At 55.9% G+C, this 12782-nt stretch carries 12 protein-coding genes; all 12 read left to right on the top strand.

Annotation, left to right across the window (positions count from 1 at the left end):
• The first annotated feature begins 245 nt into the window (after positions 1 to 245).
• The 12 genes from fliS to BGP77_RS14560 all read left to right on the top strand — a co-directional run bounded on the left by fliS (position 246) and on the right by BGP77_RS14560 (position 12777).
• On the top strand, positions 246 to 698 hold the full coding sequence (fliS, locus tag BGP77_RS14615) for a flagellar export chaperone FliS (RefSeq protein WP_233252367.1): 453 nt from the start codon (positions 246 to 248) through the stop codon (positions 696 to 698).
• A complete protein-coding gene (locus BGP77_RS14610; RefSeq protein WP_108165443.1) occupies positions 688 to 999 on the top strand; it encodes a hypothetical protein in 312 nt (103 codons plus the stop codon). The genes fliS and BGP77_RS14610 overlap by 11 nt, the downstream gene beginning before the upstream one ends.
• A 280-nt stretch (positions 1000 to 1279) precedes the next feature.
• Positions 1280 to 2734: a sigma-54 dependent transcriptional regulator gene (locus BGP77_RS14605; protein WP_108165442.1), complete on the top strand. Its 1455-nt coding sequence runs from the start codon at positions 1280 to 1282 to the stop codon at positions 2732 to 2734.
• A gap of 281 nt (positions 2735 to 3015) precedes the next feature.
• Complete coding sequence (locus tag BGP77_RS14600) at positions 3016 to 4224, top strand: PAS domain-containing sensor histidine kinase (RefSeq protein WP_233252366.1); 1209 nt, start codon at positions 3016 to 3018, stop codon at positions 4222 to 4224.
• Positions 4225 to 4250: 26 nt separating this feature from the next.
• Positions 4251 to 5654: a sigma-54 dependent transcriptional regulator gene (locus BGP77_RS14595; RefSeq protein WP_108165441.1), complete on the top strand. Its 1404-nt coding sequence runs from the start codon at positions 4251 to 4253 to the stop codon at positions 5652 to 5654.
• Between the two features lie 233 nt (positions 5655 to 5887).
• A complete protein-coding gene (gene fliE, locus BGP77_RS14590) occupies positions 5888 to 6349 on the top strand; it encodes a flagellar hook-basal body complex protein FliE (protein ID WP_108165440.1) in 462 nt (153 codons plus the stop codon).
• A 55-nt stretch (positions 6350 to 6404) separates the two neighbouring features.
• Positions 6405 to 8201, top strand: a complete 1797-nt coding sequence (fliF, locus tag BGP77_RS14585) for a flagellar basal-body MS-ring/collar protein FliF (protein ID WP_233252365.1) — start codon at positions 6405 to 6407, stop codon at positions 8199 to 8201.
• Complete coding sequence (gene fliG / locus BGP77_RS14580; RefSeq protein ID WP_108165439.1) at positions 8194 to 9255, top strand: flagellar motor switch protein FliG; 1062 nt, start codon at positions 8194 to 8196, stop codon at positions 9253 to 9255. The genes fliF and fliG overlap by 8 nt, the downstream gene beginning before the upstream one ends.
• 48 nt (positions 9256 to 9303) lie before the next feature.
• Entirely contained in the window at positions 9304 to 10470 is a 1167-nt protein-coding gene (locus BGP77_RS14575) for a flagellar assembly protein FliH (RefSeq protein ID WP_158269395.1), read from the top strand.
• Positions 10457 to 11884: a flagellar protein export ATPase FliI gene (gene fliI / locus BGP77_RS14570; protein WP_108165437.1), complete on the top strand. Its 1428-nt coding sequence runs from the start codon at positions 10457 to 10459 to the stop codon at positions 11882 to 11884. The genes BGP77_RS14575 and fliI overlap by 14 nt, the downstream gene beginning before the upstream one ends.
• A 6-nt stretch (positions 11885 to 11890) precedes the next feature.
• Complete coding sequence (gene fliJ / locus BGP77_RS14565; RefSeq protein WP_146171264.1) at positions 11891 to 12337, top strand: flagellar export protein FliJ; 447 nt, start codon at positions 11891 to 11893, stop codon at positions 12335 to 12337.
• 134 nt (positions 12338 to 12471) lie between these two features.
• Positions 12472 to 12777: an STAS domain-containing protein gene (locus BGP77_RS14560; protein ID WP_108165435.1), complete on the top strand. Its 306-nt coding sequence runs from the start codon at positions 12472 to 12474 to the stop codon at positions 12775 to 12777.
• Positions 12778 to 12782 lie beyond the last annotated feature (5 nt).

The following is a 12782-nucleotide window of genomic DNA, read 5'->3' as shown; positions in this document are numbered from 1 at the left end:
GCTCACACGAGCCATTTATCCATCCAGACCGGCCAAAAAATAACCTTTTCAGGTACCTGACCGGCAAATCCTTACCGTTTTCAGAGCGCAGCAGCGCGCTAAAGCGGGGTCTACCGGGGTTAGAGCAAAGAGGGTGCCAGTATGAAAAATAAGCGCATCGGGGCGGTGTCAGATGAGGCTCAACTTTCCACGCACGCCGCCGCTAACTGAAGTATGCTTCCGGAAGACTTTTCGGGAGGTGGCTTATGAATGATTCCAGCCGTCAGCGAGGTAATACCCCTATGTACGCTCAGGGTATCAAGCAGTACCAAACGGTCAGTACCGAAACATCGATCATGGATGCCGATCCGCATCGCCTGATCCAGCTCTTGTTTGAAGGGGCTTTGGCGCGCATCTCCACCGCCAAAGGCCATATCGAACGTAAGGAGTACGATCGTAAAAGTCAGTCGTTGAACTCCGCCATCGATATCATCGGTGGCCTGCAAGACAGCCTGAATACCGATACAGGCGATCTTGCGCTCAATCTCGAGCGTTTATACGACTATATGATTCGCCGTTTGTTTGAAGCCAACGTGCGTAACGACAACAGTATTCTGGATGAAGTGACAGACCTGCTGGTGCAGATTAAATCAGCCTGGGATGCCATCCGTGATGAAGCCCTCGGCACAACACCCGCTGGAGCGCCCGATGGCCGGTGAGGCCAAGTCTGAAGACGCGTTGGTAGGGCAGGCTCGTCAGTTGATAGAACAGGGTCTGGCGCTGCAGTCTGCGCCAGACCACAGCAAGCTTCTGGTATGGGACGATGCGGTGAATCACCTGGTTGCCGACATCAATCAGGCGTTAGCGAGTGAAGGTTTTCACAGTCGGAGCTTGCAGCGCCACCTGGAATGGTTGATCGACCTGTACCAAAACTCCATAGCGGTTATTGCGGAAGTGCGTGACGATCAAGCGGCTAAAGCCGCCGATCTGCACCAGCAACGCTGGGAAATCACTGGTTAAATCTCCCTTGCAAATCATGGTGTCAGCCAGCTCGCCAGGCCCGGTGAGGCTCTTTTTTTTGTAACTGACTGTGCGGTCTGTCAGAGAAGCGTTTGAATTACCGTGTAAACCGCTTGAAAATCAACGTCTTATCAGCGTAAATTCGGGCATAGATGTGAAGTAGTCATCGGTTTGACAGTCAGAGTCGATACGTCTTTACTATTGTTTGACAGTCAATTTGCTGACGTTTACTCACTTTGACTGTGACATCCTTCCGGTGTTTTGTGAGGAATTGTTCACGATGTTGCGTGAAATCAAACTGTTGATGATCGACGACGACGAGCAGCGTCGACGAGACTTTGAAGTGATCCTTCAGTTTCTCGGTGAATCCTGTGTCGGCGTTTCCAGTGAGAACTGGCAGGCGCAGATTACTGATACGGTATCTGGCCCGGAAGACCTGGTGGCAGTTTTGGTCGGTCGCAGTGGCCCATCGCTGACCAGCATGGTTCAGTCGCTGGTGCAGTGGGACGAAGGCTTGCCCATCATTCTGATGGACGACCACCCGGAAGTTGAATTACTGGATGAATCCCTGCGTCGTCAGGTGATTGCCAAACTGCATTCCCCACCGACCTATAACAAGATGCTCGATACCCTCCATCGAGCGCAGATGTATCGCGAACAGTTTGATCTGACCCGCGGTCGCGGTCAGCGCCGCGAAGTGAACCTGTTCCGCTCGCTGGTCGGTTCCAGCCGGGGCGTCCAGCAAGTCCGCGAAATGATGACTCAGGTTGCCGACAAAGAAGTGACCGTGATGATTCAAGGCGAAAGCGGCACCGGTAAAGAAGTGGTTGCCCGCAATCTGCACTACAACTCGCATCGACGCCACAAACCCTTTGTGCCGGTTAACTGCGGTGCCATTCCCAGTGAATTGATTGAAAGCGAATTGTTTGGCCACGAAAAGGGCGCCTTCAGCGGTGCCATTACCGCCCGTGCCGGTCGCTTTGAAATGGCCGAAGGTGGCACGCTGTTCCTCGACGAGATCGGCGATTTGCCGCTGAACATGCAGGTGAAACTGCTGCGTGTGTTGCAGGAACGAACCTTTGAACGCGTCGGTGGCAATAAAACCTTTACCTGCGATATCCGCGTCATCGCTGCAACGCATCGCAACCTGGAACAGATGATCGAAGAAGGTCTGTTCCGCGAAGATTTGTATTACCGTCTGAACGTTTTCCCGATTGAAATGCCGCCGCTACGTGAGCGATCTGAAGATATTCCGCTGCTGTTAAACGAATTGATTTCGCGCATGGAAAATGAAAAACGCGGTTCCATTCGTTTCAGTTCAGCGGCCATTATGTCGCTGGTGCGTCATGACTGGCCGGGCAATGTTCGGGAGATGGCGAACCTGGTTGAGCGTCTGGCCATCATGCATCCTTACGGCGTGATTGGCGTACAGGAATTGCCGGTGAAATATCGCCATGTTGAAGACGAAGACGAAGCCTTGATGAGTTCCATGCCGGTGGTTGCTTCGGCTGATGGCGGTGGCGGCCTGAGTTTCGATCAGTCGGCATTGTTGCCGGTGAATGGTCTGGACCTCAAAGAGTATCTGACCGAATTGGAGCGCTCACTCATTCAGCAGGCGTTGGATGACGCTCAGGGTGTCGTCGCTCGCGCAGCTGAAAAATTGCATATTCGTCGGACCACATTGGTTGAGAAAATGCGCAAGTACAAAATCAATAAACGCGAAGCCGTGAATTGATTGACTCCGCCTGGTGCGGTTCTGCGCCAGGCGGTTTTCCCTCCGAGATCCATTCCCCAGTGCCAGCCTGGTTATGCTTTTCTGATCGCTTATCAAGCGTTGCCTGACGTTGATAAAAAGCCGGTCAAAATCCGTCAAGACATTGCCGCCGATGGATGATTTCCGCCTGAAATCCCGCTGGTAGCCCAGGTGCGGCCAGACTTTGCCGCTTTTGGCACCACCTTTGCAGTAGCCCCTCCCAGAGACGAAATAGTGCCAATAAATGGTCAGTGGGAGTATTCATGGGCGCGCCCGAATTTGACAGCTTGATGCAGAAGCCAGCACCGGAAGCGATGCGGGATCGTTCGCTTGCCGATCTGCAACAGGCCTTCGTGACCTTTACCCAAATGTCGGAGCAGCTGACCGAAAGTTACGAATTGCTGGAAAGTCGGGTACTGGAGCTCAGTGGTGAATTGGCCTCGGTCAGTGAGCAACGCATGCAGGAGCTCAGTGAAAAAGAGCGCCTGGCCGATCAGTTGGAAAGCTTGCTGAATCTGTTACCCGCCGGTGTGGTGGTAGTGGATAACACCGGCATTGTGCGACGGGTGAATCCGGCGGCCCAGTCGCTGCTGGTCAGTGAACGATTGCCGGAACTGGTGGGCGTACCCTGGGGTCGGATCATTCGTCAGACGTTTAAACCACGGCAAAACGATGGCCATGAAATTTCGTTGGTCGATGGTCGTCTGGTCAGTATTGAAACCTGTGCGCTGGATAATTCCGGTCAGCTGATTTTGCTCAGCGACCAAACACAAACGCGTGCGTTGCAGGCTAAGTTGTCTCGCCACGAACGGCTGACAGCGATGGGGCGAATGGTGGCCTCCTTGGCGCATCAGATCCGCACACCCTTGTCGGCTGCCATGTTGTACGCCTCCAACTTAAAAAACCCGCGCGTCAGTGATGATGTGCGTGGCCAGTTTGTCGACAAGCTCATCGGTCGTCTGCATCACCTCGAACAACAAGTTCAGGACATGCTGATATTTGTTAAAGGCGAATGTCAGTTGGTGCATCGGCTGACCGTTGGCGAGTTGTTCTCGGTCATGGCCGACAATTTGTCAGCCCGCACAGAGCAATATCCCGACGCCTTGCACTGGCAAAACTATGCCGCGGATGTGGAATTGCAATGTCAGAAAGATGCGCTGGTCAGCGCGTTGTGCAATCTGATCAATAACGCCTTCGAAGCCAGCCCGAATAATCCCGATATTGCCATCGCTGCGCAGCGCACTGGCGACCGGTTGCGGTTAACCATCCGCGATCAGGGACCAGGTATGGACGAAGATACCCTGGCGCAAATTCGCGAACCTTTTTTCACCACTAAAAGCCATGGCACCGGACTCGGTATTCCCGTTGTTATGGCCGTTATCCGTGCCCATCAGGGCGATTTCGAGATCGACAGCCAGCCTGGCAAGGGCACTGTCGTGCACCTGAACCTGCCCGTTAGGGCCGAGCGCTGAAGGCGTCGTTTAGGAGAAAGACCATCATGAATATTTTGATCGTAGAAGATGATGCCAACTTGCGTGAAGCGGTGAGCGACACGTTGAAGTTATCGGACTATGACGTGATCGAAGCCGATTGTGGCGAAGCAGCGGTCGCTCGCTTGAAAGAGCAATCGGTCGATTTCATCGTCAGCGATGTCAACATGCCGGGCATGGATGGCCATCAGTTGCTCGACTATGTGCGCACCCATCATGCCGATTTACCCATGCTGTTGATCACCGCTTATGCGGCGGTCGATAAAGCCGTCGCCGCCATGCAAGCCGGAGCGGTTGATTATCTGGTTAAGCCGTTTGAGCCGGATCAGTTGATCGATTTGATTGAACGCCATGGCCAGGTCGCAGTGACCGCGCAGGACGATCCCATTGCGGTCGAGCCCGCCAGTCAGCAGGTTTTGACACTGGCGCGCAAAGTGGCGGCCACCGATTCCACCATTTTAATCAGCGGTGAAAGCGGTACCGGTAAAGAAGTGCTGGCGCGGTTTATTCATCAGCAATCGGCGCGCGCGAGCGAAGCGTTTGTCGCCATTAATTGCGCGGCCATTCCGGAAAATATGCTTGAGGCCACCTTGTTTGGACATGAGAAAGGGGCCTTTACCGGTGCCATTCAAAGTCAGGCTGGTAAATTCGAGCAGGCCAACGGCGGCACCATTTTACTCGATGAAATTTCCGAAATGGATTTGGGGCTGCAAGCCAAATTATTGCGCGTCCTGCAGGAGCGCGAAGTGGAACGCATCGGCGGCCGCCGCACCATCGCCTTGGATGTACGGGTGCTGGCGACGACCAACCGCGATCTGTTAGAAGAAGTCCGCGCCGGTCGTTTCCGTGAAGATCTGTACTACCGTCTGAACGTTTTCCCGCTGCAATGGCAACCATTGCGTGCCCGTCGTGGCGATTTGCTGCCGCTGGCGGAACACCTGTTGTCGCAGCACGCGCGCAAGATGCACAAAGGCAAGGTGGCGCTGGATGATTCCGCGCGCGATCGCATTCTCAGTTACGACTGGCCGGGCAACATCCGCGAACTCGACAACGCCTTGCAGCGCGCTTTGATTTTGCAAAGCGGCCAATGGGTGACGTCTCAGGATCTGGGCCTGGATGGCGAACACCTGATCGACTTCGAATCGCGTCGTCCGATGATGACCCATGCGCGTGTCGAATCGGCCGAAGCGCCGCAGGAGGTGATGCTTGATGAAGACAATAACGATGGCATCCATCGCGATTTAAAACACCACGAATTCGAACTGATCTTGAACGCGTTGCGCGTGACCGGCGGTCGCAAAAATAAAGCGGCCGATAAGCTGGGTATTTCAGCGCGAACCTTGCGTTACAAGCTGGCGCGCATGCGTGAGCTGGGCATGGACGTGGACGGAGCCATCGCCGGTATTCGCTAACCGGCGGCCGGCGGCAGGGGATAACCGGAAAAATCCCGCCGCCGGCAAAAGTTGGCCCGCCCTTTGCTCAATCACTGTATAGCGGGCGTATAGACGACGAAAGTGACTGTTTTTTGTCGCTTGCCCAGAGGCAGACAGCCTGGTGCATACCGCAGCAGCGAATTTTTGACACTCTGTTTTTAAACCAAGATGTTTTTCAAAAGCAAAGTGTCAGAGGGAAGAGGGATAGGCAGATGACTGATCGAGCCGACATTCAAAACGTACTTGGGCAAATGCGCTCCATCCGTGAGCAGATGCAAGTGCCACGTCCGGCCATGGAGCAACCGCTGCAAGGACCGTCGTTCGAGCAGCAGATGCAGCAGGTGCGTAATCAGTCCGGTCCCATTCGTCCGGAAGCCGAACTCAATCTTCCTCCCGCACAAACGCCCGGTGGCATTAACGAAGCCGAGGGTATGCCACCGATGGGCGATGTGCCGTCCTTCGGTGAGATGTTCAAATCGGCCGTCGATACCGTTAACGACACTCAGATGGCGGCCAGTGAAATTGCCACGCGTTACGAGCAGGGCGACCCGGAAGTCGACTTGCCCGAAGTGATGATCGCCTTACAAAAATCCAGTGTTTCCTTTCAAGCCATGACTCAGGTTCGTAACAAGATGGTCGAGGCTTATAAGGAAATCATGAACATGCCGATCTGATGCCGATGGGTGTCAGCACGCCGGGAATACCGGTGCTGAAGAGTGAAGCGAGACCATGACAGAGAACGTCCCAGCTGCAGCCGGTAATTCTTCCGACGACAGCGATAACAACGCCCAAAGCGGATTGCCAGCCACGGCTGACGATACCGGTTCCAGCAGCCGTGCGGTTGCCACAACCGGTGCTGGCAGCAGCGACAGTCCCGATCTGGTCGACAAGGAACCCTCGGCGCTTAAGCGCATGCATCCTCTGGTGGCGGGTTTCAATCGCCTGACCATGATGCGGCAGTTCGGCCTGCTGGTTGGTCTGGCGGCCAGTATTGCTTTGGGTTTGGGCGTCGTGCTCTGGTCACAGCGTGAGACCTATCACCCCTTGATGAATTCCACCAACACCTATGCAGCGGCCGATGTCATTCAGGTGTTGCAGAACGAAAAAGTGAACTTCGATATCGACCCCGCCAGTGGCGTCATTCTGGTCCGCCAGGATGACCTGCACCGGGCGCGCTTGGCCATTGCCGGTGCCGGCTTGTCGAACGATCAGACCGTCGGTTATGAACTGCTTGATCAGGATCAGCCGCTCGGCACCTCTCAGTTTATGGAAAACGCTCGCTACATGCGTGCGCTCGAAGGCGAACTGGCGCGTACCATTGCCTCGATGAATCAGGTGCGGGCTGCGCGCGTGCATCTGGCCATTCCCGAACGGTCGGTCTTTATTCGCGACCGTCGTCAGCCGACGGCCTCAGTATTTACTGAGTTGCACGCAGGCGCGGACATGGACATCGATTCGATTCGCGCCATTCGTAACCTGGTTGCCACCTCCATTCCTGAATTGAAGCCCGAAAGTGTTTCGGTGGTCGATCAGCGCGGCCAGTTGTTGTCGGCGCAGACTGAGAATCCCGAGGAAGAACTCACCGATCGGCAGTTCCAGTACACCCAGCGGGTCGAAGACAACCTGCTGAACCAGATTAACTCCATTCTGGGCCCGGTGGTCGGTCGCGATAATTTCCGCGCCGAAGTGAACGCCGATATCGACTTTACTCAGGTCGAGCAGGCGGAAGAGCTGTACAACCCGGACCTGATTGCACTGCGGTCAGAGCAGACCATCGAAGAAGAACGCATCGGCGAGCCGGAAGGCGGTATTCCGGGCGCGCTGACGAACCAGCCTCCGGGCGCGGCAGAAGCGCCGGAAGAAGTCGACCCGGAAGCGCAGAACAACACGCCGCCGCCGTCGACCACGCGGAACGAAGCCACGCGCAACTACGAAGTTGACCGCACCCTGAGCTACACTCAGTTCCAGCAAGGCCGGATGCGTCGTCTGACGGTTGCTGTGGTGGTCGATGATTTGGTCAGCACCAACCCGGAAACCGGCGAGCTGGAGCGCGAGAACTGGACCGAAGAAGATCTGCAGCAGTTGCGCTTATTGGTTCAGGATGCGGTCGGTTTCGACCCCAGCCGTGGCGACAGCGTCAACATCGTCAACTCCGGTTTCCGCGGCGTGGGCGATGCGGTGGAAGATTCGCCTTGGTACACCCAGCCTTGGTTCTGGGAGATTGCCAAACAGATATTGGCTGGCCTCTTTGTTCTGATTCTGGTGTTCGGCATACTGAGGCCGGCACTGCGCTCCTTGCTGAGCCGTGGTGAGGAAGACGAGGAAGAGGATGATCTGGCGTCGCTGGATGTCGATGAGGATTCCATCACCGACGATAAGGTAACGCTGAGCACCGCCGACGAATACGCGCTGCCAGGTCCGTCGGAACAGTTTGAACGGCAGTTGGACGCCTTGCGCGGCCTGATCGCTGAAGACCCGGGCCGGGTGGCACTGGTACTGAAACGTTGGATCATGAGCAATGACTGAGCAGAATCCCAATTTGCCGGTGCCCCAGGGCGCCGAAGAAGACGCCACGAAGGCGCTCGACGGCATCAGTTGGCTGAACCGGGCGGCGATCCTGCTGATGAGTGTCGGTGAGGCCGACGCGGCTGAGGTGCTCAAACATCTCGGGCCGAAAGAGGTTCAGCGTGTCGGTACCGCCATGTCCGGTCTCTCGGAAGTGCGCCAAGAACAGTTGGAAGGGGCCGTGCGCCTGTTCCTGGAAGAAGTCGGGGGTCAAACCAGTCTCGGTATTGGCGCCAATGATTACATTCGTAACATGCTCACTCAGGCCCTGGGTGCCGACAAGGCAACCGGTCTGATCGACCGTATTCTGCTCGGTGGTAACACCACCGGCCTGGATACGCTGAAGTGGATGGAGCCGCGTGCCGTGGCCGACATCATCCGCAACGAACACCCGCAGATTCAGGCCATTGTGATTGCTTATCTGGAGCCGGATCAGTCGGCGGAAATTCTCGCACAATTCAGCGAGAAGGTGCGTTTGGATATCGTCATGCGTGTGGCGGCACTGGAAACGGTCCAGCCAATCGCTTTGCAGGAGTTGAACTCCATTTTGGAAAAACAATTCTCTTCCAGCGCCGGTGCTCAGGCTCAGTCGTTGGGCGGCGTGAAGACAGCGGCCGAGATCATGAACTTCCTCGAGTCCAGCGTCGAAGCCGAAATCATGGACGGCATCAAAACCGTCGACGAAGATCTGGCGGCGGAAATTGCCGACCTTATGTTCGTGTTCGAAAACCTGTCCGACATCGACGACCGCGGTATTCAGATGTTGCTGCGCGAAGTGCCGACCGATTTGCTCAAGGTGGCCTTGCGCGGTTCCGATCAGAAACTGCAGGAAAAAATGCTCGGCAATATGTCCAAGCGTGCCGCCGAAATTCTGCGCGACGATATGGACGCCATGGGTCCGGTCAAACTCAGCGATGTGGAAGTGGCACAGAAAGAAATTCTCAACATCGCCCGTCGCATGTCCGATTCCGGCGAGATTGCACTGGGCGGCAGCGGTGGCGAGGCCATGGTGTGAGGTCGTGCTCGGCCGCCGCCAGGGGAGTTGTAGGTTATGGCGCCATCGATGAATAAACCGCCGTTGCATCCAGATGAGAACAATACCGATCTGGACGTGGAAACCTATCGACTGCCGCGCTGGGATGCCCAGGGTAATCTGATCGACGATCGGCCCAAACCGATCGCCACCGTGACCGAAGACGTCGAAAGCGTCGACATTCAGCCACCGACCGCTGAAGAAATCCGCCAGATTCACGATGACGCCTTTAACGAAGGTTTTGAATCCGGCTATCAGCAAGGCATGAAACAAGGCCAGCAGGAAGGTCATAAAGCCGGGCACCAGCAAGGTTACGAGGCCGGTGAACAGGTTGGTCGTGGTGTGGGGGAACAAGCCGGTTTTGACGCCGCATTAAAAGCCGAGCAAAACCGACTGGATCAGGAACTGGCACCACTGAAAGCGGTGCTGGATCAATTGCAGGGCTTGCTGCCGAAACAGGAAGCGGCCTTGCGTGAAGGCTTGACGGCGTTGGCCGTGCGTCTGGCGCGCAATCTGTTCGACGCCGAAATGGCGTTAAAACCCGACCACATTCAAGCGCTGGTGCACAGCGCCATTCAGGCATTACCCAACGCCGATGAGCGACTCACCATTGAATTGCACCCCGACGATCTGGCGCTGGTTGAAACCATTGCCGACAGTCACTGGACATTGCAGGCGGATGCGCAATTGAATCGCGGTGGGTGCCGGGTTCGCAGTCGTTTCAGTTATGTCGATTACAGCTTGGAGCATCGTTTTCGCCAACAGGTCAGTAACCTTTTGGCGCAGGCGGGCTTGTCCGACCGTTTGGAAGAATTGAGCCAACCCTGGTCATTACCCGAAGCCAACGCTGAGGGAATGGACGAGCCATTGAGTGCCGACGATCAGCCGCAGGAAATTCTCAGCGAATCGGCCGGTGCCCCTTCGACCAGCACGGAACCTAAAGCCGATGCCCGTGCAACGGATTACGCGGAAGCAGACGCAGCGCAGAGCGATACATCGTCGCAGCATGAGGCGGCGGCTGACCCGACTCAGCAAGAAGCCGATGCTTCGGCTGTAACCGAAGACGAGTCCAGCGCCGAGATCGACCCAGCTGAGCCGCCACCTGAGCCTGCCAGCACGGACGACGCCGAACCGCCTGAGAACGAACTGAATTCCTCTACTGATTCCCAAGAGCCGCAAGACGATGAGCCTCGCTGATTACCTGAACGACTGCCAACGCTGGTTACCCGAAGAGGCGCCGGTCATTGTCGAAGGGCGGCTGACGCGCATGGTGGGTCTGACACTCGAAGCCATTGGCTTGAATGCCACCGTTGGCGAACGCTGCCAGGTGATTGATCGCGGCAATTGCATCGAAGCCGAAGTGGTGGGTTTTCAGGACGACAAAGCCTTCTTAATGCCGGTGCAGCCCATCAGTGGGTTGCGTGCCGGTGCGCGTGTGGTACCGGTAGAAACCGCCAGCGAGCTGGTGATTGGCGAAGAATTGCTCGGCCGGGTGGTCAATGGCTTTGGTGAGCCGATTGACGGCAAAGGGCCTATTGGCTGTCGTGTGCGCCAGAATCTCAACGGCGAAACCATCAACCCGCTGCATCGTCAGCCGATTCGTGAACCGCTCGATGTGGGTATTCGTGCCATCAACTCCGTATTAACCGTGGGCCGTGGTCAGCGTCTGGGTTTGTTTGCCGGCTCCGGTGTTGGTAAATCCATGTTGCTGGGCATGATGACCCGCTTTACCACCGCTGACATTACCATTGTCGGCCTGATCGGCGAGCGCGGCCGGGAAGTGAAAGAGTTTATTGAAGACATTCTGGGTGACGAAGGCTTGGCACGGTCGGTCGTGGTGGCATCGCCCGCTGATGATGCCCCTTTGCTGCGTTTGCGCGCGGCCCAATACACCACCGCCATTGCCGAATATTTCCGCGCTCAGGGCAAGAATGTACTGATGCTGATGGATTCGTTGACGCGTTATGCCCAGGCACAGCGTGAAATTGCGCTGGCCATTGGTGAGCCACCAGCGACCAAAGGTTATCCACCCTCAGTGTTTGCTCGTGTCCCGCAATTGGTGGAGCGGGCCGGTAACGCCGAAGCCGGGGGCGGTTCGATCACCGCTTTCTACACCGTACTGACCGAAGGCGATGATCAGCAGGATCCGGTGGCCGATTCCTCGCGTGCCATTCTCGATGGTCACTTTGTGTTGAACCGGCGTTTGGCGGAAGAAGGCCACTACCCGGCCATCGATATTGAACAAAGCATCAGCCGGGCGATGTCTCAGGTGGTGAACGACGCCCATTTTAAACAGGCGCAAAAGATCAAACAGATCTGGGCGCGCTATCAGCAAAACCGCGATCTGATTTCCATCGGTGCTTATACACCCGGGTCGGATCAATCGATTGATGAAGCCATTGCACTGTACCCGCGCGTCACCGGTTTTCTGCAACAAGGGCTGGGTGAACGGGTGGGGTATGAAGAAAGTCTGACACAGATGCAACAGATGTTGCCGGTCGCGCAGGAAAACCCCAATGCTGGCGGTGGTGGCAGCCTGCAAAAAGGGCGGCCTCTGGCCAAACCCGGCGGGCGCAGCCGCCGTGCCGGTAATGCTCAGGCAAGACGGTAATTGGCGATGAAACGATCGGAACGGTTACAGGTGATTGAACGACTAGCCAAGCAGCGTGAGGATCAGGCGGCTCAAGCCTTGCAACAGGCCCGTGCGCAGCTGGAGCAGGAAATCAAACAGCTGGATGAGCTGGCCGACTATCAGCGCGATTATCACCAGTCGTTGCAGGCCAGTGGTGGCGGCGGTATTTCCATTGAACAATGGCGTCGTACTCAGGGGTTTATTGACCAGCTGGAAACCGTCATGGGACGTCAGCGCGGGGTGATTCAGCAATGGCAAGAACAGGAAGCCAAATTACTGGCGCACTGGCAATCGCTGTATCAGCGCCGTAAAACACTCAATCAACTGGTCGAAAAAGTCTCTATGGAAGAGCTTATTGAAGCCGACCGGCGCGAGCAAAAAGCGTTGGATGAAGTGGTCAGTCAGATGCGACAACGCACACACAGTTGGTAGTTGCGCGCCAGGTTATACAGACATTACAGTGGCTTTGGCCGGATGCGCAGTCGACGTTGTATAACCGGCTGGCGACTGCGATAAAGCCGACTACAATGAAGCTCAAGGCGCCCCGCCTGATTAGAGGAACCACTATGACCGTCTCGGCAATACCCAACGACAACGGTACGGAAATCACCATAAAAATTACCGGCCGCTTCGATTTTAGTTCGCATCAGGAATTTCGTCAGATTTATGAGAATGCAGCCCCTGATATTCAGGGCTACACCATTGATATGAGTGAAGCGACCTACCTCGACAGTTCAGCCTTGGGTATGTTGTTGCTGTTGCGCGATCACGCTGGCGGCGATAACTCGGATATTCGTATCGTCAATTGCAATGAGGACGTACGGAAGATTTTATCCATTTCAAACTTCGGACAATTGTTCCGAATCGAATAAACGCG

Source organism: Saccharospirillum sp. MSK14-1 (assembly GCF_003054965.1).
Lineage (GTDB): Bacteria > Pseudomonadota > Gammaproteobacteria > Pseudomonadales > Natronospirillaceae > Saccharospirillum.
The sequence above is the reverse complement of the archived record's forward strand: the minus strand, read 5'-3'. Positions and strand labels throughout refer to the sequence as shown.